Below are 23532 nucleotides of genomic sequence, written 5' to 3' on the forward strand. Positions count from 1 at the left end.
CAGTGACGGCCCCCGCGGTCTCACAAGCTCGAACCGCGGTCGCCTCGGCGAACCGCATCGTGGTCAAGGTCGGTTCTTCTTCGTTGACCACGGCAGAAGGTGGCCTCGACCCAGCGCGGTTGGACGCGCTGGTCGACGCCCTCGCCGCTCGTGCCGCGGCAGGCAGCCAGGTCGTGCTCGTGTCCTCGGGCGCGATCGCCGCCGGCCTGGCGCCGTTGAAGCTGTCCCGCCGTCCGCGCGACCTCGCCACTCAGCAGGCCGCCGCGAGCGTGGGGCAGCTGACTCTCGCGCACGCCTACGCGAACTCGTTCGGCCGCTACTCGTTGACCGTCGGCCAGGTTCTGCTGACCGCTGACGACGTGGTGCGTCGCGCCCACTACCGCAACGCCCAGCGCACGTTCTCGCGTCTGCTGGCTCTCGGCGCGGTTCCGGTCGTGAACGAGAACGACACCGTTGCCACCGAAGAGATCCGCTTCGGCGACAACGACCGTCTCGCGGCACTGGTCGCCCACCTCGTCGGCGCCGACGCGTTGTTCCTGCTGTCGGACGTGGACGCGCTCTACTCGGGCGACCCGCGCAAGCCGGGAGCCGTGCGCATCTCCGAGGTCGCGTCAGCGTCCGATGTGGACGGTGTGCAGGCCGGAACCGTTGGCGCGTCCGGCCTCGGCACCGGCGGCATGGCCTCCAAACTGGCCGCGGCTCGCCTGGCTTCGTCGGCGGGCATTCCGGTGCTGCTGACCGGTTCGGCTGAGGCCGGCCGCGCGTTGACCACCGCCGACGTCGGCACGGCCTTCGCCGCCACGGGTTCGCGCCTCACCGCGCGCCGCTTCTGGCTCGGCTACGCCACCGACGCCAACGGCCGCCTGCACCTCGACGACGGCGCGGTCGCCGCGGTCGTGGGCAGGCGTCGTTCGTTGCTGGCCGCCGGAATCACCGGTGTGGACGGCGACTTCGAGGCAGGCGACGTCGTGGAGCTGGTCAGCCTCGCCGGCGAGGTCGTGGCCCGAGGCGTGGTCGGCTACGACGCGGCGGAACTGCCGTCGTTGATCGGCCGCAAGTCCCACGACCTGCCGGAAGAGCAGCGCCGCGAGGTCGTGCACGCGGACGACCTGGTGCCACTGGCTAGGTGAGTTCCACGCCCTTCGTCTCCGGCAACGTGAGGACGACGAGGAACGTGATCACCGCGCTGATCGCGACGTACCAGAAGAAGACGGTGCCGCCCACGGCCTGGATGACCAGCGGGGCGGTACCGCCGAACACGGCGACGGTCAGGTTGTACCAAGCGCCGATGCCGAGCCCGCGCAGTTCGGTCGGGAACAGCTCGCTCATGATCGCGGGTGCGATCGATGTGATCGCCGTGTAGAGCCCGAGCCCCACGGCGAACACGATCACGAGGTTCGTCAGGCCGGGTTTGACCAGGCTCGACAGCGGCACCACCAGCAACGCCATCGCCGCCGACCACACGAGCATCTGCGGTTTGCGGCCGTAGCGGTCCGCCATCCACCCCATCGGGTACTGCAGCGCGATGAACACGACCGTGCCGATCGACAGCGCCAGGAACACGTCGATGTCGTGGGCGCCCTTGGTCTTCACCGCGAACGGCGTCAGTGCGCTGAAGAACGTGTAGAAGCTCAGCGTCGAGAGCAGCGTGATGCCGATGAGCTGCCCGACGGCTTTGGGATGCTCCTTGAGCGTCATCATCAACGGGTTGCGCAGGCTCTCGGCCTTGGCCTTGTTCTCCTCGAACTGCTCCGTCTCCTTGAGCTCCCGCCGCAGCCACAACCCGATCAGGCCCAGCACGCCGCCGATCAGGAACGGCACGCGCCACCCGTAGGAGGCCATCGCGGCCTTGTCGAGGTTGCGCGACAGGAAGAACCCGAGCAGCGACGCGATCAGCACCGCCGCGCCGGTCGAGATGTAGAAGAACGACGAGTACCGGCCGCGGTGTGTGGCCGGCGCGATCTCCGCCAGGTACGCCGACGCGTTCGACACCTCGCCGCCCAGCGCCATGCCCTGCGCGATGCGGGCGAGCACCAGCAGTGCCGGGGAGAGCCAGCCGACCTGCTCGAACGTCGGCAGCAGTCCGATCGCGACCGAGCCGCCGGACATCAGCACGATCGTCAGCAGCATCGCGGTCCGGCGTCCTCTGATGTCCGCGAACCGGCCCAGCAGATAACCGCCGAGTGGCCGGAAGAAGAAGGCGAGGGCGAACGTCGCGAACGTGCTCAGCAGCGCCGCGGCCTCGTTGCCGGACGGGAAGATCTGGGTGGCGAAGTAGATGCTGAAGGCCGTGTAGATGCCCCAGTCGTACCACTCGACCGCGTTGCCGGCTGACGACGCGACAAGCGTGCGCACGGGCAGTCGATGCGTCTGCGATGTAACCGCCATAGACGCACCCAATCACATACGGCGACGAATCGGCGCGTATGTCTCAACCGGTTCATTGGTCAGGAAGTCGACGATCATCGCGTTGCACAGCGCGGGTTTCTCGTGCAGCAGCCCGTGCGACGTGCCCGGAACGACCGCGAGCTCGGCATTCGGCAACGCCCGGTACATCGCCGTGGCGTGCTCCAGCGTCACCTCGTCATCGTCGCCGATCATGATCAGCGTCCGGTTCGGCAGCTTCCCGAGATCTGTTCCGGTCAACGCGGGCGAACTGCGGTGCATCGGCGTGAGTTCCGTGGCCGGGTCCCAGCCGTCGTGGTGGTAGACGCCGCACACGACCACAAGCCGTTGCACGAGATCAGGTCTGAGCACGGCCGTGAGGAGCGCGATCGTGGCGCCGTCGCTGCAGCCGAGCAGGTGGGCGGGTCCAGTCCGCTCCAGGAACTCGATGGTCTCGTGCGCCATCTCGGTGTGGTCCTGAGTGGCCTGGTCGACGCGATGGGGTGCGTGCAACGCGAAGTCGGCGAGGGCGTCGAGCTGCGGTCCGAACGCCGAAGGGTCGAATCCACCGGGATGCAGGAGTACGAGTGAGTCAGCCATGTGCGGGTGGACCTTCCCGATCGTCGATACTCATCGCCGTGCGATCTATTGGTTTGGTGACGTTGGTGGTCCGCGACTACGACGAGGCGATCCGCTTCTACGTGGAGGGACTCGGGTTCACGCTGGTCGAGGACACTCCGCAGGGCGACAAGCGCTGGGTCGTGGTGTCGGCGGGGGAGGGGACGTCGCTGCTGCTGGCACAGGCTGACACAGGTCAGCAGCAGGCACGAGTGGGCGATCAGACCGGTGGCCGCGTCGGGTTCTTCCTGAACACCGACGACTTCGACCGCGACCACGCCCGCATGGTCGCTTTCGGCGTGCACTTCCGCGAGGAGCCGCGGGACGAGGTCTACGGTCGCGTGGCCGTGTTCGAGGACCTCTACGGCAACCGCTGGGACCTGCTTCAGCCCACCCGCGCCTGACCGGGCGACACCCCGACGATCCGTTTGAACGCCCGGCTGAACGCGGCCTCCGACTCGTACCCGAGGCCGCGGGCGATCTCGCTGACCGTGCTGTCGCGGTCTTTCAGCCTGTTCATCGCCACGTGCATGCGCCACCGCGTGACGTAGCGCATGGCTGGTTCGCCGACGAGTTCGGTGAACCGCGCCGCGAACGCCGACCGGGACATGGCCGTCTGGTGCGCGAGGCGTTCGACGGTCCACGGCTGGGCGGGATCGCGGTGGATCAACGCGAGTGCTTGCCCGATCTGCTGGTCCTGCAACGCGCCGAGCCAGCCCGTGCGCGCGGCCGGGTCGTTGGCGAGCCACGAGCGGATCGTCTGGATCACCAGCACGTCCGCGAGCCTGGTGATGACCGCTTCGCCGCCGGGTCGCACGGCCTGGGCCTCGGCGGCCATCAGGTCGATCGTGGCGCGCATGTCGTCGGCGCGCTGCACGTACAGCACGTGCGGCAACACGTTGATGAGGTGCTTCGCGGCTGGGTGGTCGAAGCGGACCGCGCCACACACGAGGTGCGTCATGGCACCGTCGCCGCCGTGCCGCAGGATCGCGTAGTTGTCGGTCTCGAACTCGTGCGGCAACGTCGTGACGATCGGCGACTCCGCGTCGCCGTGGAAGAGCCGGTGGCCCTGGCCGCCGGGGACGAGCAGCACGTCGCCGGGTTCGAGCGAGGTGACCTGACCGTCGACCTCGACGTCGCAGCGGCCGCTGGTGAGGACGTGGAACCAGAGGCAGTCCGCCATGTCGGGCATCGTCAGGCCCCACGGCTCGGTGAGCTCGTTGCGGCAGTAGAAGGTGCCGGACATCCTCAACAGGTGCAGTGCCTCGCCCAGCGCGTCCGTCATGGCGTTGATTCTGGACGAACGAGCAAGCCCGCGCGATGAATTGTCATTGAGAGTCCGGCGTTCGCAGGTCAGAGTGAGTGCCATGGGGACAATCACGCTGATCGCAGCCGCCGCCACCGGTCTGATGGCCGGAGTGTTCTTCGCCTTCTCCGTCGCCGTCATGCCCGGTCTGGCCGACCTGCAGGCCGAGCAGGCCCGCGAGGCCATGCGCCGGATCAACGTCCGCATCCAGAACCCGGTGTTCCTGCTGGTGTTCCTCGGCACCGCCGTCCTGTGCGGCATCGAGGTCTTCCAGGGGCGGATCGTCGGAGGCCTGCTCTACGTCGTCGGGTCGTTCCTGCTGACGATGTTCGTCAACGTGCCGATGAACAACCGTCTCGAACGGACCGACGACGCCTACTGGCCCGAGTACCTGCGCTCGTGGACGATCTGGAACCACGTGCGCGCGTTGGCCTGCCTCGCGTCGATGGTCATCTTGCTACTCGGATTCTGAGGCCGTTCTTGGGGCGCATCGCGGCGAGGCCGGTCGGCGTGAGGCGCTGGGGGAGCAGTTCGGGTTTCGGCCGCTCCAGCAACGCTTTCAGCATCACGGTCAGCTCGGTCGTGGCGAGCCCGGCGCCGACGCAGCGGTGCGGGCCGCCGCCGAACGGCAGGAACTCGTGCGGCGCCGGCTTGGTCTCCCAGCGGTCCGGGTCGAACTTCAGCGGGTCCGGGAACACCTCGGCCAGCCGGTGCGTGACGTACGGGCTGTACAGCAGGAACGCGCCCTGCTTGATCTTCTTGCCGGCGAACTCGAACGGCTGCGCGGCGACCCGTGCGGAGACGACCGCCGGTGGGTACAGCCTGAGCGTCTCGTTGACGACGTTGGCCAGGTAGTCGTCGTCCTGCTGCGCTCGCTCCCAGACCCCGTTGTGCCGCAACAGGTTGAACACCGCCCACGCCATCGCGCCGCTGGTCGTCTCGTACCCGGCCGCGATCAGCGTGACGATCTGGTCGCGCACCTCCAGATCGCTCAGCCCATCGCCCTGCACGAGAGAGGTGAGCACGTCACCGGCCGTCTTGCCCTGACGCGTCTCCTCGATCGCCCTGTACACCCGCGCGTCAACGGCTCGGCGTGCTCTCATCGCGTTGCGCCAGGTCGGGGACTTCATCGTCCTGAGCAGCTTGACGACCGCCGGGTTGCGGTCGATCAGGTTGATCAGCACCTGCAGGTGCGCGCCGAAGAAGTCCGAGTCCTGCGCCAGTTCCTCGCCGAACAGCGCGTGGATCGTGCTGCGCCGGATCGCCCTGCGGAACTCCTGGTATGCGTCGACGGTCTCGCCCGGCCGCCACGCGTCGATCGTGGCCTCGGCGTTGGCGCGCATGACCGGCACGTAGCTCGCGATCTGCCGATGCGCCAACGCGGGCTGCACGAACCGGCGCCGCCGCTTGTGGTCCTCGCCGTCGCTGACGATCAGCGACGTGGGCCCGTCCACCGGCACCAGCGACTGGAACGCCTGTTCCACCTCGAACAGCTCGGAGTTGCCGAACACGAACTGATTCGCCTCCGGCCCGAGCAGGTAGGTGTACGGCCCCACCCGCACGACCGGTCCGAACCGCCGGTGCAGACCGGAGAGGAGGTCGGCCTGCCGGTACCGCACGACGTCCGGAATCATGGCGCTGACAGTGCCACACCGCGTCGGGGGACGGTTCGCAATGGCAGCACGGGTTTCACTGCCCACCGCGGACGTCGGTGGCGTGCGCATCGCCTATCGCCGTGAGGGATCCGGTCCGGCCGTCGTGCTGTTGCACGCCCTGGCCAGCAGCTCCGCGACGTGGTCCTCGCTCACCCGCGACCTGGTGGCGTCCGGTCGCGAGGTGATCGCCCTGGACCTGCGCGGACACGGCCAAAGCTCGTGGACCGGCGACTACCTCCTCGACTCGGTGCAGCGCGACGTGGTGGGCACGCTCGACGCACTCGGCATCGCCGGCTTCGACCTCGTCGGCCACTCGCTGGGCGCCCACGTCGCCGCTCTGCTGGCAGGCCGGGAGCCGGACCGCGTCCGCGCACTCGTCCTGGAAGACCCGCCCGTGCCGCCCCGATCAGGCCCGCCCCGGTCGCCGAGGCGCGGGTTGTCGCTGTTCCTCGCCGTGCAGGGCCTGCTCCGACGCGAGTTCGACCGTGGCATGGTGTCCCCGGTCCTGACCCAGCTCCGCGCCCCCGATCCCCTGTGGTGGGACTGCCTTTCTGCGATCAAGGCCCGGACCCTGGTGATCGGCGGCGGTCCGCGCAGCACCATTCCGGGGGAGCGGCTGGCCGCGATGGCCGCCGAGATCCCGCACGCCGAGCTGATCACGATCGACGCGGGCCACCGGATCCACAGCACGCGGCCCGAGGAGTTCCGCGACGCCGTGCTGCGCTTCCTGCCCTGACGGCCAAACGGCTCACATCGACTCGCGTTCGGGTGAAGGTCGTGTCATCCCGAACTACTTTTGCGAGACCCTTTCGCCGGGTCGGGGGACCCTCCGCACGGAAGGCATCCTCGATGTCCCGAGCCAGGCTCGCGATGGCGCTCACCATCGGCCTTGTAGGCGCGAGCGTCGTGTTCGCTCCAACGGCGTTCGCCGACCACTTCGTCTCGAAGACGTTCCAGCCGACCGGCGGCGAACAGACCTACACGATCCCCGCGGGCGTCAAGAAGCTCCACGTCGTCGCCATCGGCGGACGCGGCGGCAAGGGCGCGGACGGCGGCGACGGCTCGGCCCCGAGCGGCAGACCGGGCCACCGGTCCGAGGCGGACCTGGCCGTCCCCGCGGGCGTGACGCAACTGGTCGTCGGCGTGGGCCAGAACGGCGGCGACGGCAACGGCGCGACCGGCGGCGATCCCGGCTACGGCGGCGGTGCGTCCGGCGGCTTCGGCACCCCGTTCGCAGGCGGTGCGGGCGGTGGCGCGAGCGACGTCCGGATCTGCTCAGGACAGTCGTGCGACAAGGTCATCGTCGCCCCCGGCGGCGGAGGCGGCGGCGGACGCTGCTTCGCGATCGGCTGCCTCTCCGGCAACAACGGAGGCAACGGCGGTGACAACAACGGCGGCACGCCCGGCATCCCCGGCCCAGGCGGATTCCCCGGCTTCCCGGGCATCTCCGGCCTCGCCGGAGTGGGCGCGCCGGGCAACCCCGCGACCGCGGGCGGTGGCGGCGGTGGAGGAGGCGGCGGTGGCTGGTACGGCGGCGGAGGCGGCGCGTCCGGTGCCCAGGCGCCGACCCCGCTGATCGTCGCCGTGGACGGCGGTTCCGGCGGCAACGGCTCCGCCCGGGCAGGAGCCGGCACGTCGAACTTCTCCACCGGCGAAACGGCGGACGAGCCGTCCGTGACCATCAGCTACCTGGTCGAATCCACCACGATCACCTACACCGGCCCCACGTCCGGCTTCGCCGGCGACCCGGTGACCCTCTCCGCCCGCCTCACCACCGCGACCGGCCCGGTGCCGGGAGCCCAGCTGGTGTTCCGCCTCAACGCCGACGAGACCTGCGTCGGCACCACCGACACCGATGGCCGGGCGACCTGCTCGATCACCCCGGCCGAGTCCGCGGGCACCTACCCGCTGGCGATCGGCTACGGCGGCGACGTGACCCACCAGCCGTCGAGCACCGAAGTCCAGTTCGCGGTCACCCGCAAACCGACCACGCTCACCTACACCGGTGCCCTGACCGGCGACTTCCACGACCCGGCAACGACGTCCGCCCGCCTCACCCTGACCGGCCCCGGCACCCCGGTCGCGTCCCAGCCGGTCGAGTTCAAGCTGAACAACGCCGAAACCTGCACAGGCACCACGAACGCCGACGGCGTCGCCTCCTGCTCCCTGACGCCCGGCGAAGCGGCAGGCACCTACCAGCTGACCGCGTCGTTCGCCGGCAGCAAAGGCCTCCTCCCGTCCAACGCCGCCACAGATTTCGCGGTGACCAAAGAAGAAACCAGCCTGACCTACCTGGGCGACACCAAGGTGGCCAACGCCGAACCGGCCCGTCTGTCGGCCAAACTGACCGAGGACGACGCCACGCCGGTCGCCGGACGCGGCATCCAGCTCACCCTGGGCGGTACGCAGTCCTGTGTGGACACCACCGACGCCGCAGGCCTGGCGGAGTGCACGATCGCCTCCCCGGACCAACCGCTCAACGCTGCGGCGACCGTGCCCGTGACAGCGACGTTCACCGGCGACCAGTTCTACGAGCCGAGCAACACCTCTGCCACGCTCGCCCTGCGCCACCTGACAGGCCGAGGCTTCGGCCTCTCCGGCAAGGCGGCGGGCCTCACCGTCGCGCCGACCCCGGACACCGGCGAAGTCCGCACGGCCAAAGCCGCCACCACCGCACCACCTTGCGCCGCAACGGTCTCAGCCCCGGTAGGAGCCTGGGCGCTGTGCACGTCGGTGACGACGACCCTGGCCCCCGGCACCTCGACCACCCGCACGTCCGTGGCGGAACTGGGCATCAGCCTGGTGGCCCTGCGAGACGTGGTGGCAACCTCCCGCAGCGCCTGCGGCACCACGACCGGCAACGTCACCATCGGCGCGCTGACGGTCGCCGGCGTCACCGTCCCCGTCGCAACGGCACCCAACACCACGATCTCGTTGCCCGGCGGCAAGATCGTGATCAACGAACAGGTCCCGGTCTCTGGCGGCCTCAAGGTCAACGGCGCCCACATCACCCTGCCCGGCGTGGACCTGGTGGTGTCGTCCGCGACCTCGGCCATCCACAACTGCTAGTCCCTCGGGGGAGGGGGTCAGTTCGTCACCGCCAGCGCGAACGGCAGTACCGCGGACACCCCCTCCTTCCTGAGCATCCGAGCCGCCACCGTCATCGTCCACCCGGTGTCGATGTGGTCGTCCACCAGCAGAACCGGACCGTCCACACCGGACAGATCCGGTACCTCGCCGGCCCGCACCAGCCCGGCCAGCCGTTGCGCGCTGTTGGCCCGGTGCGTCGACTCACCGAGCCACACGGTGCCCAGGAACGGCAGCCGCCCGATCGACGCGATCTTCTGGCCGAAACTGCCGACCAGCTCAGGGCGCCTGCGCGAGCCGACCGTCACCACGCCGACGGGCCGTTCGTCCCAGCCCCACGCCGTCAGCACCTTCACGCAGGCCGCGAACACGTCGTCCGGGATCTCGCGGTCGGCGCCGTCCGCGAGCAGGTCACGCAGCCTGTTGCCCCAGCCGATGTCGGTGAGGCGGCCGAGCGCCCGGCCCGTCGCCGCCACCTCGGTCGCCGGGATCTTGCCGGACAGCGGGACGCCGATCGCGCCCATGCCCGTCGGCCACATCTTGCGCGGCGCCACGTCCAGGCCGGGGCGCAGCAGCCGTTCGCGAGCGGCCTCCGCCGCCACCTCGGACACCTCGACCGACAACCGCTCGCCGGTGCAGTTGTCACAACGCCCGCAGTCGTGCGAGGTCGGGTCGTCCAGCTGGTCCTGCAGGAACTTCATCCGGCACGCGTCGGTGCGCTGGTACTCGATCATCACCTGCTGCTCGGCCTTGCGCGCCTGCGCGATGCGCGCGTACCGCTCACCGTCGTACTCCCACGGCCGGCCCGTCGACTCCCAGCCACCGCGCACCCGCCGGACCGCGCCGTCGACGTCCAGCACCTTCAGCACCACCTCGAGCCTGCCGCGCGACAGCTCGACCATCGGTTCCAGCGCCGCCGTGGAGAGCGGTTTGCTCGCGCCGTCGAGTGCGGACAGCACCTGCCGCACCACCACCTCGGGCGGGAACGCCAGCGAAGTGAAGTACGCCCAGATGTCGCGGTCCTCGTGGCCCGGCAGCAGGACCACCTCGGCCCGCTCGACACCGCGGCCCGCGCGGCCGATCTGCTGGTAGTACGCGATCGGGGAGGACGGGGCGCCGACGTGCACGACGAACCCCAGGTCCGGTTTGTCGAAACCCATGCCGAGGGCGGAGGTGGCGACGAGCGCCTTGACCTTGTTGCCGAGCAGGTCCTCCTCGGCGCGTTCCCGTTCGGCGGGGTCGGTCTTGCCCGAGTACGAGGCCACCGCGAAGCCGCGTGAGGCGAGGAACGCCGCGATGTCGTCCGCCGCCGCGACCGTGAGCGTGTAGATGATCCCGGAACCGGGCATGCGGTCGAGCTGTTCGGCCAGCCACCCGAGGCGCGACTCGGCCGTGGGCAGCAGGGCGACCGACAGACGCAGGCTGTCGCGGTCCAGCGGTCCGCGCAGCACCAGGGTGCCCTCGTCGGCGCCGAGCCCCAGCTGCTCGGTGACGTCGTGGACCACCCTGTCGTTGGCCGTCGCCGTCGTCGCCAGCACCGGCACGCCCGAGGGCAGCTCCGTCAGCAACGTCCGCAGCCTGCGGTAGTCGGGCCGGAAGTCGTGCCCCCAGTCCGAGATGCAGTGCGCCTCGTCGACGACGAGCAGACCCGCCGACGCCGTCAGCGACGGCAGCACCGCGTCGCGGAAATCAGGGTTGTTCAGCCGTTCCGGACTCACCAGGAGCACGTCGACGTCGCCGGCCGCGACCTGCTCCTGCACGGCGTCCCACTCGCCGGGGTTCGCCGAGTTGATCGTCACCGCGTGCACACCGGCCCGTGCCGCGGCGTCGATCTGGTTGCGCATCAACGCCAGCAACGGAGACACGATGATCGTGGGGCCCTCACCGAGCTCACGCAGCAACGCCGTGGCGATGAAGTACACGGCCGACTTGCCCCAGCCCGTGCGCTGGACGACGAGAGCCCGGCGGCGCTGGGCCACCAGGGTGTGGATCGCGGTCCACTGGTCCTCGCGCAGCACCGCCTCCGGGCCCGCCAGTGCCCGGAGCCGTTCCTCCGCCAGTTCTCGCAACGCGATGTCGTCCATGAGGGCCAAGCTTGCCAGGCCACTCTGACAATTGTGATTGTCGCAGGTCGTAAGCTGTATGACGTGACTGATGACCTGCGCGATCAGGTGCACGCGGCAGCTCGCCGCGCCCGTGTCGCCGCCGACGAACTCGTCCTCGCCACCCGCGAGCGCAAGGACACCGCGCTCTACGAGATGGCCGCCGCGCTCCGCAAGCGCGCGCCAGAGATCATCGAGGCCAACCAGAAGGACCTCGAAGCCGGCAAGGCAGCAGGTCTCCCGGACAACATCCTGGACCGCCTCACCCTGAGCGACGATCGCGTCGACAGCATCGCGACCGGCCTGGAAACCGTTGCGCGCCTGGGCGATCCGGTCGGCCAGGTGATCACCGGCGGCATCCTCCCGAACGGGCTGGAGCTCAAGCAGGTCCGCGTCCCGATGGGCGTAGTCGGCATGGTCTACGAGGGCCGTCCGAACGTCACGGTCGACGCCGCCGGCCTCGCGCTGAAGTCGGGCAACGCCGCACTGCTGCGCGGTTCCTCGACCGCGGAGAACTCGAACACCACGCTCGTCGCCGTCCTGCGCGACGCACTCGAAAGCGTGAATCTGCCGGCCGACTGCGTGCAGCTCCTGCCGTGCCACGACCGCGCGTCCGTCACGCACCTCATCACTGCTCGTGGCCTCGTGGACCTGGTGATTCCGCGCGGTGGCTCAGGTCTGATCAACGCCGTCGTCGAACAGGCGACGGTTCCCACGATCGAGACCGGCGTCGGCAACTGCCACGTCTACGTGGACGCGAACGCCGACCTCGACATGGCCGAGGCGATCGTCCTCAACGCCAAGACGCGGCGCACGAGCGTGTGCAACGCGGCGGAGTCCCTGCTGGTGCACAAGGACGTCGCGCACGAGTTCGTCCCGCGCATCACCAAGGCGTTGCAGCAGGAGAGCGTGACCATCCACGGCGACGAGGAGTTCGCGCAGCAGCCCGACGTCGTCACGGCCGACGACGCCGACTGGGGCACCGAGTACCTGAGCCTCGACATCGCGGCAAAGGTCGTCGACTCGCTGGACGAAGCGGTGAAGCACATCGCGACGTACGGCTCCGGCCACAGCGAGGCCATCGTCACGAACGACGTGGCAGCGGCGCGCAGGTTCACGGCCCGTGTGGACGCAGCGGCGGTGTTCGTCAACGCCTCCACGGCCTTCACGGACGGCGCGGAGTTCGGCATGGGTGCGGAGATCGGCATCTCCACGCAGAAGCTGCACGCCCGCGGCCCGATGGGCCTGACCGAGCTGACGTCCTCTAAATGGGTCGTGTGGGGCGAAGGACACACACGCCCGAAGGCGTAGCTCTACGTTCGGAGACATGGCTCCCACCTACCCGTTCTCCGAAACTGACGGCCTGACCCTCGATCCGACCTATGAACGTCTACGGCGTGATGAACCGGTCACGCGCGTGACGTACCCGTACGGCGGCGAGGGTTGGCTCGTCACGTCCTACGAAGAGACGAAGTTCGTCCTGGGCGACCCGCGGTTCAGCCGTGCGCGGACGGTCGGCCAGGACGTGCCGCGGATGCAGCCACTCATCGCGCCAGGCGGATCGATCCTCACGCACGACGGCGCGGACCACGCGCGCATGCGCCGGTTGGTGTCCAAGGCGTTCACGGTGCGCCGGATCGAGGAACTGCGGCCGCGCGCCCAGCAGATCACCGACGAGCTGCTCGACCGCCTGGACAACCCCGGTGACCTGGTCGAGGGCTTCACCATGCCGTTCCCGATCACGATCATCTGCGAACTGCTCGGCGTGCCGTTCGAGGACCGCGCCGACTTCCGCAAGTGGTCGAACCAGGCGCTGACCACGGTCGGTAGTTACACGCCGGAAGAAGCGATGGACGGCGTGATGAAGCTGCACGCCTACTTCACCGAACTCGTCGCGAAACGCCGTGCGCACCCCACGGACGACTTGATGGGCGCGCTCGTCGCCGCCCGCGACAACGACGACAGGCTCAGCGAGGACGAACTCGTCCGGTTCGGCATCACGTTGCTGGTCGCGGGGCACGAGACGACGGCGAACATGCTCGCGAACAGCGTCGTGACGCTGTTCGACCACCCGGACGCCTTGAAGCGCCTCCAAGACCACCCCGAGATGCTGCCGAACGCGATCGAGGAACTGCTGCGGTTCATCCCGCTGGGCAGCGGCGCCGGCTTCCCCCGCATCGCGACCGAGGACGTCCAGGTCGGCAACGCGCTGGTGAAGGAGGGTGACGCCCTGTTGGTGGTCGTGTCGTCGGCGAACCACGACGAGGCGATGTACGCCAACAGCGCCGAGCTGGACCTGGAACGCGAGGTCGGCCAGCACATGCAGTTCGGCCACGGCATCCACTTCTGCCTCGGTTCGCAGCTCGCCAGGATGGAACTGCAGGTCGCCCTGGGCACGTTGCTGCGCCGGATGCCCGGTCTGCGGCTCGCGGAACCCGTCGAGTTCCGCAAGGGATCGCTGGTCAGAGGCCCGCTGAGGCTCGTCGTGGCCTGGTGAGAAAAAATCTTGGGCCGATCCGCGTAATGGGGGACCGGTCCGCGCGTTCCTCCAGTGCGCGCGGCTTTGCTTCGGGGTGAGCCGCGACCCGAACGGCCCGTCCTCCCCCTGGGCCGTGCGGTGTGATCAGCACGACCGGCGTCAGGCCATGGGAGCGGCCCGACGCCGGTCTACGCTGTTTCGATGCGCATCGGCGTCATGGGCGGCACGTTCGATCCCGTCCACCACGGCCACCTCGTGGCCGCCAGCGAAGTGCAGGCCAGGTTCGACCTGGACCGCGTGATCTTCGTGCCGACCGGACAGCCCTGGCAGAAGTCGTCGCGGGAGGTCTCCGCCGCCGAGGACCGCTACCTGATGACGGTCATCGCCACGGCCTCCAACCCCCGCTTCTCGGTCAGCAGGGTCGACATCGACCGCGAGGGCCCCACGTACACCGTGGACACGCTCTCAGACCTCAAGAAGCAGTACCCGGACGCAGACCTGTTCTTCATCACGGGCGCGGACGCGCTGGAGCAGATCCTGTCGTGGAAACGGGCGGCGGACGCGTTCGAACTGGCCCACTTCATCGGCGTCACCCGTCCGGGCTACACGTTGAACGACCGGCACCTGCCGCCTGGGTCCGTGTCACTCGTCGAGGTCCCGGCCATGGCGATCTCCTCGACCGGTTGCCGCGCGCGTACCGCATCGGGTCAGCCCGTTTGGTACCTGGTCCCCGACGGTGTCGTCCAATACATCGCGAAAACAGGCCTGTACTCCGAGTCGTAACCACGTTCGAGTGGATTTTGCGTGCATCCGAGCGCTCGGGGAGCAACAATCAGCGGGTTGTTGCTGGTTCGTGGAAGGCAAGACTTTGGCTACAGGCACCGTGAAGTGGTTCAACGCCGAAAAGGGCTTCGGCTTCATCGCGCCCGACGACGGCTCGGCTGACGTCTTCGTGCACTACTCGGAGATCCAGTCCAAGGGTTTCCGTTCGCTCGAAGAGAACCAGAAGGTCGAGTTCGAGGTCGGACAGGGCCAGAAGGGGCCGCAGGCCCAGCAGGTCCGCCCGCTCTAAGGCTTCGGCACCGGCGAAGGCCACCTCAGGGCGCTGAGGTGGCCTTCGTCATGCGTGGGTGTGAAGTACCCGTTGGCGCGCGCCGGTACCCTCAGTAACTCGTGTGGGCGTATCGACGCTCGCCGGAAGTCAGAGGAGTGACGTGGCAGCCACCGACGAGGCACGACGGCTGGCGCTGGTCGCGGCGAACGCAGCGGCCGACAAGAAGGCGCACGACGTGACGGTGCTCGACGTCTCCGACCAGCTCGTGATCACCGACGTGTTCGTGATCGCGTCCGCTCCCAACGAGCGGCAGGTCGGCGCGATCGTCGACAACATCGAGGAGAAGCTGCGGGAGGCCGGCACGAAGCCGGTGCGCCGCGAAGGGGCCCGTGAGGGCCGGTGGGTGCTGCTGGACTTCGTCGACGTCGTGGTGCACGTGCAGCACGTCGAGGAGCGCAGCTTCTACGGCCTGGAGCGGCTGTGGAAGGACTGCCCGCGCATCGAGTTCGAAGCGGACGTTCCCGCGGACTCCACGGCTGAATGAGGTAGCTGATGGCCCTGACCAGGCTCGTGCTGTGGCGGCACGGTGAGACCGACTACAACGCGACAGGTCGTCTGCAGGGTCATCTGGACTCGGCGCTCACCGAGACCGGCTTGAACCAGGCCAGGTTCGCCGTGCCGGTGCTCGCCGGGTTCGAACCGGAGATCGTCGTGGCCTCCGACCTGCAACGGGCGCGCAACACCGCCGGCGTCTTCACCTCGTCGACGGACGTTCCGCTGCGGATCGACGAACGGCTGCGCGAGACCCACCTGGGCAAGTGGCAGGGCCTGAACGTGGCCGAGGTGGAGCAGGAGTGGCCGGGTGCGGTCACGGTGTGGCGCACCGATCCGACCTTCGCGCCGCCGGACGGCGAGTCGCGCGTCGAGGTGGCCGAACGGGCCATCCAGGTGGTCAACGAGGTGGACGCGGAGTTCTCCGAGACCGTGCTGCTGTGCGCGCACGGTGGCCTGATCAGCGCGTTGACCGGCCGCTTGCTGGAACTGCCGGTGGCGAACTGGTCGCAGCTCGGCGGCATCTCGAACTGCCACTGGACCGTGTTCACCCGCCGCAACGACCGGTGGCGGCTGTCGTCGTACAACGCGGGCACCACGCGTTGAGACTGCTCGTCCTCGGGGACTCGCTGTCGTTCTTCGGGCCTTCCGGGCCGCTGCCCGCTGATCATCCACGCCTGTGGCACAACATCTGTGCCGAGGCGCTGGGTGGATCGGCGGAGCTCGCGGCCGGGTTCGGGTGGACGGCGCGGGACGCCTGGTGGGCGTTGACCGGGGATCCGCGGATCTGGTCGTTGCTGCCTCGCACGGACGTGCTGGTGTTCGCGGTGGGCAGCATGGACACGCTGCCCTCGCCGTTGCCGACGTATCTGCGCGAGGGGCTGCGTTATGTGCGGCCGGACTGGCTGCGGCGCTGGGTGCGTGCGGGTTATCAGGCCGTGCAGCCGCGGTTGGCGCCGTACACGCGCGCGTCGCTGCCTCCTGCGCTGACCGCGCGCTATCTGCGGGACATGCATCAGTCGGTCCGCAATCTTCAGTACACGATGCCGGCGGTCGGGATCGTGCCGTCGGTGCACCGCGCGGCTACGTACGCGTACGCCCATCAAGGGCACGCGGCTGCGGTTGCCGCGGTGCGCGGGTGGGCCGCGGATGCGGATGTGCCGTTGCTGAACCTGCCCGCCGTGATCGGGGAGCACGTGCGGTCCGGTGCCGGAAATCCGGACGGGATGCACTGGGGCTGGGAAGGGCACGAGCTGGTGGGCAAGGCGATGGCGGAGTTGATCTCTTCCTTGGACACCATCTCGCCCGTGGCGTTGAGTCCCTCGGAGGAGTGAGCCCCGTAGGCTCGTCGCTCGTGCGCATCTCCATCGTCACCGACTCGACGGCATACCTGCCTGAGGGGTTCGCGAAGCGCCATGCGATCACTGTCGTGCCGTTGCACGTGGCGGTGGACGGTGCCGGACGCCTCGACGGCGTCGACTTCGGTCCCTTCGAACTGGCGGCCGCCCTCGCCGAGCACCGCCGGGTCACCACGTCCCGTCCCACGCCCGGCGAGATGGCCGCCGTCTACCGCGAGGCCTTGTCGTCCTCTGATGCGGTCGTGTCCGTGCATCTCTCTCGTGAGCTGTCCGGGACGTGGGAGGCCGCACGGCTGGCGGCCGAGGAGGTCGGTCCCTCGCAGATTCGCGTCGTCGACTCCCGGTCGACGGGCATGGGCCTCGGGTTCTCGGTGTTGCGCGCGTGCGCGGCCGTGGCCGCTGGAGGCTCGCACGCCGAGGTGGAGGAGGCCGCGTCCTCGGCCGCTTCCCAGACTCGGATGTTCTTCTGCCTCGAGACGCTGGAGCACCTGCGCCGAGGCGGCCGGATCGGCACGGCGGCGGCGCTGGTGGGGACCGCGCTGGCGGTGAAACCGTTGCTGCACATGGACGACGGGCGGATCGTGCCGCTGGAGAAGGTGCGCACGATGAGCCGCGCCGTGGGCCGCCTGGTCGATCTGGCGGCGGCCGCGGCGGGTGACGGCCCGGTCGGACTGGCCGTGCACCACCTGGCCGCTCCCGAACGCGCCGCGGAACTCGCGACCCGCCTGGACGAACGGCTGCCGGGCTCGACGGGATGCGTGATCTCGGAGGTGGGCGCGGTGATCGGCGCGCACACGGGCCCAGGCGTGCTGGGCGTCGTGGTGCTGCCGGGAGGACCGGACAGTCTTCCACAGACCCCCGACAATTCCCCGTCTTCCCGGCCCGAGTGATCGCGACCTGTCCACAACCCGCGAGTAATCCACAGCCCCGGAGCCAACCCCACCTCCCCGCCCACCCCGCTCCGTAACGTCGCTCGCATGTTCCCCCGCTCCCACCAGGACACCCTCCCGACCGAACGCCTGGCCGCCCTGGCCGACAAGGTGAGAGCCGACCCGACCCTGGTCTACGCACGATCAGAGGACTCGGACGAACACGGCCCGCCTCGCCGCCGCTTCTCCCTGCCGCGCCTCCCACGCCGAGGCCTGCTGGCCTTGGGCGTGGCCGTGGCGTGCGCGGTGATAGGCCTGGGCAGCTGGTGGCAGAGTCCCGCCGCCGAACCGGCCCCGGACCTGGCACTGGTGAGCACCTCGGCCCCGGCGCCCGAACTGGTCGTGAACGTGGTCGGCGAGGTGGCCACCCCAGGCCTGATCACCGCACCGTCCGGCGCACGCGTGGCCGACGCCATCCGCCTGGCCGGAGGCCTGAAACCGGGCACCGACCTCCACAACCTGAACCTGGCCCGCAAACTCACCGACGGCGAGCAGATAGCGGTGGGGATCCCACCTCCACCCCAGGGCGGCGCGGCCCAGGCCGGTGCGCCCCAGCCGAAGCTGAACCTGAACTCCGCCACGGCGACCGAACTGGACGCCCTTCCCGGCGTGGGCCCGGTGACGGCTCAGCGCATCGTCGACCACCGCACCCGCAAAGGCCCCTTCGCCTCGGTCGACCAGCTTCGCGACGTGGAGGGCATCGGCGATTCGAAGCTGGCCAGGCTGGCCGACCTGGTCCACGCATGACCCTCGCCGCCCAAGCCCTGGCCCTCTACCACCGCACCAGGGCGCAGTACCGCCAGCTGACCGGCCCGCCGTTCCTCGCAGCCGACCACAACCACGCGACCCGCCCACTGGCCGTCGCGTTCCCGGTCCACCGCTCCCCGACCCCGCCTCGCCGCCGATCCCGCCCGCTGAGGACAGCCCTCCGCCACCTGCTGACCGCCGCTTTCCCACCGCCTCCAGTTCCACCGGCTCCGCTTCCACCACCAAGCCCACGCCCGCCGGCTTCCCGCCAGCGTCCTTGCCGCATGTGCGCGGCAACCGTGCTGCGGCCCTGAATCCGCCGCCGCTTCACCAACTCGCTGCCGCTCCACCAACTCGCTGCCGCTTGACCAACTCACTGCCGCTCCACGGAACTCGCCGCCGCTCCACCGAACTCGCTGCCGTGCCGCCGAACCTGCCACCACTCACCAACTCGCTGCCGCTCCACCGAACCGCCGCCGCTTCACCGAACTCGCTGCCGTGCCGCCGAACCTGCCACCACTCACCAACCCGCTGCCGTTCCACGGAACCCGCCACCGCTCCACCGAACTCGCTGTCGTGCCACGGAACCCGCTGTCGTGCCACGGAACCCGCTGTCGTGCCACGGAACCCGCTGTCGTGCCACGGAACCCGCTGCCGTGCCACGGAACCCGCTGCCGTGCCACGGAACCCGCTGCCGTGCCACCGAACTCGCTGCCGTGCCACCGAACCTGCCGCCACTCCACCAACCCGCTGCCGTGCCACCGAACCCGGCTGCCGTGATCCCTCACCCGGATCCGCCGCCCGAATCCCGCTCATCCATGGGCAGCGGTTCCAGTGCCGCCCCGCACCCCCAACTCACCGATCGGAGTCAGCCATGCCCTCGGTCCGCATCACCCGTCACCCCCGCATCGACACCGCCTGGCACCACCCCGCGGCCCGACGCCCCCAGATCCAGCCGCAAGCGCTCCCACGCCACTCCCGGCCCCGCCCTCCGAAGCTGCCCCAACCTCGTCAGGGCAGCCCCACCGCTGATCCGAGACCTCCCACCGCGCAGGGGAGGCCCCGATGTCCCGCAAACACCCGCTGACCCACGACTACCGCCTGGTCCCAGCGGCCGCGGCAGTCTGGACCACCGCCGTGGCCGGCCTCTTCGTGAGCTGGCAGGCAGCGGCGATCACCGGCCTGGCCGCAGGAGCCGTAGGCCTGATCTCGTGGCGAAGAGCGTGGTGGACCAGGACCTGCGCGATAGCCCTCCTGATCTCCGGCCCGCTCGCGGCGGCCTGGGTGGGCGGGCACGTCCTGCGAGCCGAGTCCCACCCGCTTCGCCTGGCCGCCGGCGAAGGCCGCGGCACCACCCTCACCGTCGAGCTCACCACCAGACCGAAGGGAATCCGGGCCGCGGGTTTCGGTGGAACCCAGGCAGGCGTGGAGAACGTCGTGATCAGAGCGACCGCGAACGGTGCCCAACTCGTGTTGCTGGCCCCGGCGGACAGGTGGCGGGATCTGTTGCCAGGCCAGAAGGTCACGGTCAAAGGCACGCTCGCCCCACCCCGAGGTGGCGACCTGGCGTCGGCACTGCTGCGGGTGCGCGGCCCGCCGGGCGACCCGCAACCGCCACCGGTCTGGCAGAGCTGGGCCGACGAACTCCGTGACGGCCTTCGGCAAGCCAGCACGGTGCTGGACGCCGAGGAAGCCGGTCTCCTGCCGGCGCTGGTGGTGGGCGACACCGAGCAGATGGTGCCGCGCATCGTGGACGAGTTCCGCACGGCGGGCCTGTCTCACCTGCTCGCCGTGAGCGGGGCGAACCTGGCCATCATCTGCGGTGCCGTTTACCTCCTGACGAGGCGACTCGGCCCACGTCCGGCGGCGTTGGCAGCTCTGGCGGCGCTGGTCGGGTTCGTCGTCCTGGCAGGGCCGGAACCGAGTGTTCTCCGGGCCGCGGTCATGGGCGCCGTCGCGTTGGTGGGGCTGGTGCTGGGCCGGCAACGGTCCGCGGTGCCGAGCCTCGCGACCGCGGTGTTCGTCCTGGTGCTGCACGATCCGGCGCTGGGTGGTGATCCGGGGTTCGCGTTGTCCGTGGTGGCGACGGCGGCGTTGGTGCTCGTTGCCCCGCGGTGGGCGCGGGCGCTCAAACGGCGTGGTGTGCCGAACGGGCTGGCCGAGGCGATCGTCGTGCCGATGGCCGCGAGTCTCGCCACGGCTCCGCTGGTGGCGGGGCTGTCCGGGCAGGTGAGCCTGGTGTCGGTGGTGGCCAACCTGGTCGCCGGGCCGGTGGTCGCGCCGGCGACGGTACTGGGTGTGCTGGCGGCGGCCGTCGCGCCGCTCTCGCCCTGGGCGGCCGAGGTCATCACCCACGTCGCCGGGCCCGCGGTGACCTGGCTGATCCAGGTCGGACGGCAGGCGGCGTCCGTGCCCGGTGCGGCGGTCGGCTGGCCCGCCGGCTGGGCCGGTGCGATCGCGCTGACCGCCGTCACTGCTGCGGTCGTGTTGTTGCTGCGCTTCAAGAGGACGCGGACGTTGGTCGTCGCGGTGCTCGTCGGCGGGTTCGTGGTGCTGGTGCCCATGAGAGTCGTGGCGCCGGTCTGGCCGCCCGAAGGGTGGAAGGTCGTCAGCTGCGACGTGGGCCAGGGCGATGCGCTGGTCCTGGCCACCGACGCGGCGGACACGGCGGTTCTGGTCGACACCGGGCCTGATCCCGGCGCGGTCGACCGGTGTCTGAAGACGTTGGGAATCAAGAAGATTCCGTTGGTGGTGCTGACGCATCTGCACGCGGACCACATCGGCGGTCTCGCCGCCGTGCTCACCGGGCGTGCGGTGGGGGCGGTCGCGGTCGGACCGCTCAAGGAGCCCGCGTGGGCGTGGAGGGAGGTCAGCCAACGAGCCCGCGCTCAGAGCGTGCGGGTCGTGGAGCCGAAGGCGGGCGAGCGGTTCGCCCTGCCAGGACTGGAGTTGGAGGTGCTGGGTCCGAGGCGGCCGCCGGTCGCCCAGGACGAGAACACAACGGTGAACGACTACTCGCTCGTGCTCAAGGCGCACACAAGAGCAGGCCGGGTGTTGCTCACCGGCGACGTCGAACTGGCCGGCCAGGCGGCGTTGCTGGGGGAGCGGGACCTCAACGCCGAGGTGCTCAAGGTGCCGCACCACGGTTCGCGGTACTCGCTGCCCGCCTTCCTCAAGGCGGTGCGGCCACAGGTGGCGCTGGTGAGCGTCGGCACGGGCAACAGGTACGGGCACCCGAGTCCGCACGTCCTCGACGTGATGCGGACGGGAGGTGCGTTGGTGTTGCGCACGGACAAGGACGGAGACCTGGCGGTGTTGCCGGGAAACCGAATCGTACGAAGGAGAAGAGATGGTCTGGGTCAGGTTGTTCAACGCGCGCTACCCGATTCCCGGCGGTACGCCAGGACTCGCTTGGGCGCTGTGGCAGACGAACTACTCGGCGACGCCGTGGCCACACGACGAGCTCAAACCCGATTTCGGTTACTACATCTGCGAAACGCTCGAAGACGGCACACGTGCCGTCACACACCGGGCGACAACCACACATGTGTTGCCGCCGACGAAGGCCGCGACTCCGGAGGAGGCGTACGACCTCGCTGCGGAGCACGTGTTCGACGACGGCCTGCGGATCGCGCCAGACGTTTGGCACGACTACCACTACAACGCCCTTAAGGCGGAAGCCCCGTGGCCGCAACGGATCGTGGCGTGGCGCGCGAACGTGGAACCGGTCGGCCCGCACGTCGTAGAAGGCCTGCAACGTTTCCCGCGCACAGGTTGGCTCAGGACGGACGCGATCTCCTTGTGAGCCACCGTGTTCAGTGATGGTGGCCGGGAACCGATCGCCACGTGAGGTGAACCTGAGCGAGCTGCGCAGGGTCGCCGTTGACGCCGAACACCGCGTCGTCGCCAGCATCGCAGGGAGCGATCATGCACAACGCGGTTCGGGGACGCGGGCGCGTCCCCGAACCGAGAGGGAGGTGACTAACGAGGTGAAGAACCCAGTGCCTTGATGACAGCCTCGGCGGACGGCGGGACCGTCGCGCGCGGGCCGATCGTGTCGCCGAGCGCGTCGAGGGTCTTGAGGCCGTCGCCGGTGATCAGCAGCACGGTCTCGGCGTCCGGGTCGAGCTGGCCCGACTCGAACAGCTTCTTCGCCGTCGCGACGGTCACGCCGCCGGCGGTCTCGGCGAAGATGCCCTCGGTGCGGGCGAGCAGCTTGATGCCCTCGACGACCTCTTCGTCGGTGACGTCGTCGATGGCGCCGTTGGTGCGGCGCACGGCGTCGAGCACGTACGGGCCGTCGGCCGGGGCGCCGATCGCCAGCGAGCGGGCGATCGTGTCCGGGCGGACCGGGCGGATGACGTCGTGGCCCGCCTTGAAGGCGGCCGAGATCGGGGAGCAGCCGGTGGCCTGCGCGCCGAACACCTTGTACGGCGTGGCTTCGACCAGGTCGAGCTGGCCGAGTTCGCGGAACGCCTTGTCGACCTTGGTGAGCTGCGAGCCGGACGCGATCGGCACGACGATCTGGTCGGGCAGGCGCCAGCCGAGCTGTTCGGCGACCTCGTAGCCGAGCGTCTTCGAGCCTTCCGCGTAGTACGGGCGGACGTTGACGTTCACGAACGCCCAGTCCTCGTTCTCCGCGGCGAGTTCCTGGGCGAGGCGGTTGACGTCGTCGTAGTTGCCGTCGACGGCGATCAGGTCGCCTTCGTACACCGCGCTCATGAGGATCTTGGCGCGCTCGAGGTTGGAGGGAACGAGAACGACCGACTTCCAGCCCGCACGGGCGGCGGCCGCCGCGACGGCGTTGGCCAGGTTGCCGGTGGACGGGCAGGCCAGCACCTTGAAGCCGAGTTCACGGGCGGCGGCGAGCGCGACGCCGACGACGCGGTCCTTGAACGAGTGGGTGGGGTTGCCGGTGTCGTCCTTCACCCAGATCTTGCGGACGCCCAGGGCCTTGGCGAGGTTGTGCGCCTCGACCAGGCGGGTGCCGCCGGGATCGGTGTTCGGGTGCTGTTCCACAGTGGACGGAACAGGGAGAAGGCCGCGGTAGCGCCAGATCGACCTGGGGCCGGCCTCGATGTCCTCGCGCCGGATCTTCCCGAAGTCGTAGGCCACTTCCAGCGGCCCGAAACACTCGAGACAGGCGTACTCAGGAGCGAGAGGGGTTTCATTTCCGCACTCACGGCACAGCAGTGCCCGGGCGGGGCCGAGGTCGAACTTGGTGCTCGTAGGCACAGAGACAGCAGTCATCGCGAGGTAT

The 23532-nt window shown here is 69.7% G+C and carries 21 protein-coding genes; 15 read left to right on the plus strand and 6 right to left on the minus strand.

Translation table 11 applies throughout. The features are described from left to right. Nucleotides 1-2 precede the first annotated feature (2 nt). Entirely contained in the window at nt 3-1130 is a 1128-nt protein-coding gene (gene proB, locus ACH413_RS39430; RefSeq protein WP_360048918.1) for a glutamate 5-kinase, read from the plus strand. Here the strand turns inward: proB and ACH413_RS39435 are convergent. Continuing rightward, nucleotides 1123-2388, minus strand: coding sequence for an MFS transporter (locus ACH413_RS39435; protein WP_360048917.1), 1266 nt, complete (start codon nt 2386-2388; stop codon nt 1123-1125). The genes proB and ACH413_RS39435 overlap by 8 nt on opposite strands. Before the next feature lie 12 nt (nt 2389-2400). Beyond that, nucleotides 2401-2985 carry an alpha/beta hydrolase gene (locus ACH413_RS39440; RefSeq protein ID WP_360048915.1) on the minus strand — a complete coding sequence of 195 codons (585 nt, stop codon included), beginning with the start codon at nt 2983-2985 and terminating at the stop codon, nt 2401-2403. A 38-nt stretch (nt 2986-3023) separates the two neighbouring features. Between ACH413_RS39440 and ACH413_RS39445 the strand changes: the two genes are divergently transcribed. After that, nucleotides 3024-3407, plus strand: a complete 384-nt coding sequence (locus tag ACH413_RS39445) for a VOC family protein (RefSeq protein WP_360048914.1) — start codon at nt 3024-3026, stop codon at nt 3405-3407. Here ACH413_RS39445 and ACH413_RS39450 read toward each other — a convergent pair. Continuing rightward, nucleotides 3389-4288: an AraC family transcriptional regulator gene (locus ACH413_RS39450; protein ID WP_360048912.1), complete on the minus strand. Its 900-nt coding sequence runs from the start codon at nt 4286-4288 to the stop codon at nt 3389-3391. The genes ACH413_RS39445 and ACH413_RS39450 overlap by 19 nt on opposite strands. Nucleotides 4289-4370: 82 nt before the next feature. Here ACH413_RS39450 and ACH413_RS39455 point away from each other — a divergent pair, with 82 nt between their 5' ends. After that, a complete protein-coding gene (locus tag ACH413_RS39455; RefSeq protein WP_360048910.1) occupies nt 4371-4781 on the plus strand; it encodes an anthrone oxygenase family protein in 411 nt (136 codons plus the stop codon). On the opposite strand, the gene ACH413_RS39460 is transcribed toward ACH413_RS39455, so the two are convergent. Next, nucleotides 4759-5943, minus strand: a complete 1185-nt coding sequence (locus ACH413_RS39460; RefSeq protein ID WP_360048909.1) for a cytochrome P450 — start codon at nt 5941-5943, stop codon at nt 4759-4761. The two genes, ACH413_RS39455 and ACH413_RS39460, sit on opposite strands and share 23 nt — an antisense overlap. A 40-nt stretch (nt 5944-5983) precedes the next feature. Between ACH413_RS39460 and ACH413_RS39465 the strand changes: the two genes are divergently transcribed. Together ACH413_RS39465 and ACH413_RS39470 are read left to right on the plus strand one after the other, a co-directional pair. Beyond that, nucleotides 5984-6700 carry an alpha/beta fold hydrolase gene (locus ACH413_RS39465; protein WP_360048908.1) on the plus strand — a complete coding sequence of 239 codons (717 nt, stop codon included), beginning with the start codon at nt 5984-5986 and terminating at the stop codon, nt 6698-6700. A gap of 113 nt (nt 6701-6813) precedes the next feature. After that, nucleotides 6814-9033: an Ig-like domain-containing protein gene (locus ACH413_RS39470; protein WP_360048906.1), complete on the plus strand. Its 2220-nt coding sequence runs from the start codon at nt 6814-6816 to the stop codon at nt 9031-9033. Between the two features lie 17 nt (nt 9034-9050). Here the strand turns inward: ACH413_RS39470 and ACH413_RS39475 are convergent, their stop codons facing one another. After that, nucleotides 9051-11135 carry a RecQ family ATP-dependent DNA helicase gene (locus ACH413_RS39475; RefSeq protein WP_360048904.1) on the minus strand — a complete coding sequence of 695 codons (2085 nt, stop codon included), beginning with the start codon at nt 11133-11135 and terminating at the stop codon, nt 9051-9053. Nucleotides 11136-11165: 30 nt separating this feature from the next. Here ACH413_RS39475 and ACH413_RS39480 point away from each other — a divergent pair, with 30 nt between their 5' ends. The 10 genes from ACH413_RS39480 (at nt 11166) to ACH413_RS39525 (ending at nt 21944) form a co-directional block, all read left to right on the plus strand. After that, nucleotides 11166-12464, plus strand: coding sequence for a glutamate-5-semialdehyde dehydrogenase (locus tag ACH413_RS39480; protein WP_396425632.1), 1299 nt, complete (start codon nt 11166-11168; stop codon nt 12462-12464). A 16-nt stretch (nt 12465-12480) separates the two neighbouring features. Further along, nucleotides 12481-13650, plus strand: coding sequence for a cytochrome P450 (locus tag ACH413_RS39485; RefSeq protein WP_360048901.1), 1170 nt, complete (start codon nt 12481-12483; stop codon nt 13648-13650). A gap of 183 nt (nt 13651-13833) precedes the next feature. Next, nucleotides 13834-14415 carry a nicotinate-nucleotide adenylyltransferase gene (nadD, locus tag ACH413_RS39490; RefSeq protein ID WP_319981660.1) on the plus strand — a complete coding sequence of 194 codons (582 nt, stop codon included), beginning with the start codon at nt 13834-13836 and terminating at the stop codon, nt 14413-14415. Between the two features lie 85 nt (nt 14416-14500). Then, nucleotides 14501-14704, plus strand: coding sequence for a cold-shock protein (locus ACH413_RS39495; protein ID WP_030468099.1), 204 nt, complete (start codon nt 14501-14503; stop codon nt 14702-14704). A 142-nt stretch (nt 14705-14846) separates the two neighbouring features. Next, entirely contained in the window at nt 14847-15230 is a 384-nt protein-coding gene (gene rsfS, locus ACH413_RS39500; protein ID WP_030468098.1) for a ribosome silencing factor, read from the plus strand. Between the two features lie 8 nt (nt 15231-15238). Continuing rightward, nucleotides 15239-15844 carry a histidine phosphatase family protein gene (locus ACH413_RS39505; protein ID WP_360048899.1) on the plus strand — a complete coding sequence of 202 codons (606 nt, stop codon included), beginning with the start codon at nt 15239-15241 and terminating at the stop codon, nt 15842-15844. After that, nucleotides 15841-16572, plus strand: a complete 732-nt coding sequence (octT, locus tag ACH413_RS39510) for a diglucosylglycerate octanoyltransferase (protein WP_360048898.1) — start codon at nt 15841-15843, stop codon at nt 16570-16572. Before ACH413_RS39505 ends, octT begins: the two co-directional genes overlap by 4 nt. 20 nt (nt 16573-16592) lie before the next feature. Further along, entirely contained in the window at nt 16593-17486 is an 894-nt protein-coding gene (locus ACH413_RS39515) for a DegV family protein (protein WP_360048896.1), read from the plus strand. An 87-nt stretch (nt 17487-17573) separates the two neighbouring features. Continuing rightward, nucleotides 17574-18272 carry a ComEA family DNA-binding protein gene (locus ACH413_RS39520; RefSeq protein WP_360048894.1) on the plus strand — a complete coding sequence of 233 codons (699 nt, stop codon included), beginning with the start codon at nt 17574-17576 and terminating at the stop codon, nt 18270-18272. 1065 nt (nt 18273-19337) lie between these two features. Beyond that, nucleotides 19338-21944 (plus strand): DNA internalization-related competence protein ComEC/Rec2, encoded by a 2607-nt coding sequence (locus tag ACH413_RS39525; RefSeq protein ID WP_360048892.1) that lies wholly within the window; start codon nt 19338-19340, stop codon nt 21942-21944. A 309-nt stretch (nt 21945-22253) separates the two neighbouring features. Here ACH413_RS39525 and thrC read toward each other — a convergent pair whose 3' ends face one another. After that, a complete protein-coding gene (gene thrC / locus ACH413_RS39530; RefSeq protein ID WP_360048890.1) occupies nt 22254-23522 on the minus strand; it encodes a threonine synthase in 1269 nt (422 codons plus the stop codon). Nucleotides 23523-23532: the final 10 nt, after the last annotated feature.

The sequence above is a fragment of the Lentzea sp. NPDC020367 genome, from assembly GCF_044387305.1.
Classification (GTDB): Bacteria; Actinomycetota; Actinomycetes; order Mycobacteriales; family Pseudonocardiaceae; genus Lentzea.

What these genes read in the sequence shown, in the direction of transcription:
- ACH413_RS39505 (WP_360048899.1), top strand. Translation starts at nt 15,239, where the DNA reads ATGGCCCTGACCAGGCTCGTGCTGTGGCGGCACGGTGAGACCGACTAC.
- ACH413_RS39525 (WP_360048892.1), top strand. Translation starts at nt 19,338, where the DNA reads ATGTCCCGCAAACACCCGCTGACCCACGACTACCGCCTGGTCCCAGCG.
- ACH413_RS39470 (WP_360048906.1), top strand. Translation starts at nt 6,814, where the DNA reads ATGTCCCGAGCCAGGCTCGCGATGGCGCTCACCATCGGCCTTGTAGGC.
- ACH413_RS39475 (WP_360048904.1), bottom strand. Translation starts at nt 11,135, where the DNA reads ATGGACGACATCGCGTTGCGAGAACTGGCGGAGGAACGGCTCCGGGCA.
- ACH413_RS39485 (WP_360048901.1), top strand. Translation starts at nt 12,481, where the DNA reads ATGGCTCCCACCTACCCGTTCTCCGAAACTGACGGCCTGACCCTCGAT.
- ACH413_RS39460 (WP_360048909.1), bottom strand. Translation starts at nt 5,943, where the DNA reads ATGATTCCGGACGTCGTGCGGTACCGGCAGGCCGACCTCCTCTCCGGT.
- ACH413_RS39455 (WP_360048910.1), top strand. Translation starts at nt 4,371, where the DNA reads ATGGGGACAATCACGCTGATCGCAGCCGCCGCCACCGGTCTGATGGCC.
- thrC (WP_360048890.1), bottom strand. Translation starts at nt 23,522, where the DNA reads ATGACTGCTGTCTCTGTGCCTACGAGCACCAAGTTCGACCTCGGCCCC.
- ACH413_RS39465 (WP_360048908.1), top strand. Translation starts at nt 5,984, where the DNA reads ATGGCAGCACGGGTTTCACTGCCCACCGCGGACGTCGGTGGCGTGCGC.
- ACH413_RS39435 (WP_360048917.1), bottom strand. Translation starts at nt 2,388, where the DNA reads ATGGCGGTTACATCGCAGACGCATCGACTGCCCGTGCGCACGCTTGTC.
- ACH413_RS39440 (WP_360048915.1), bottom strand. Translation starts at nt 2,985, where the DNA reads ATGGCTGACTCACTCGTACTCCTGCATCCCGGTGGATTCGACCCTTCG.
- ACH413_RS39520 (WP_360048894.1), top strand. Translation starts at nt 17,574, where the DNA reads ATGTTCCCCCGCTCCCACCAGGACACCCTCCCGACCGAACGCCTGGCC.
- ACH413_RS39450 (WP_360048912.1), bottom strand. Translation starts at nt 4,288, where the DNA reads ATGACGGACGCGCTGGGCGAGGCACTGCACCTGTTGAGGATGTCCGGC.
- nadD (WP_319981660.1), top strand. Translation starts at nt 13,834, where the DNA reads ATGCGCATCGGCGTCATGGGCGGCACGTTCGATCCCGTCCACCACGGC.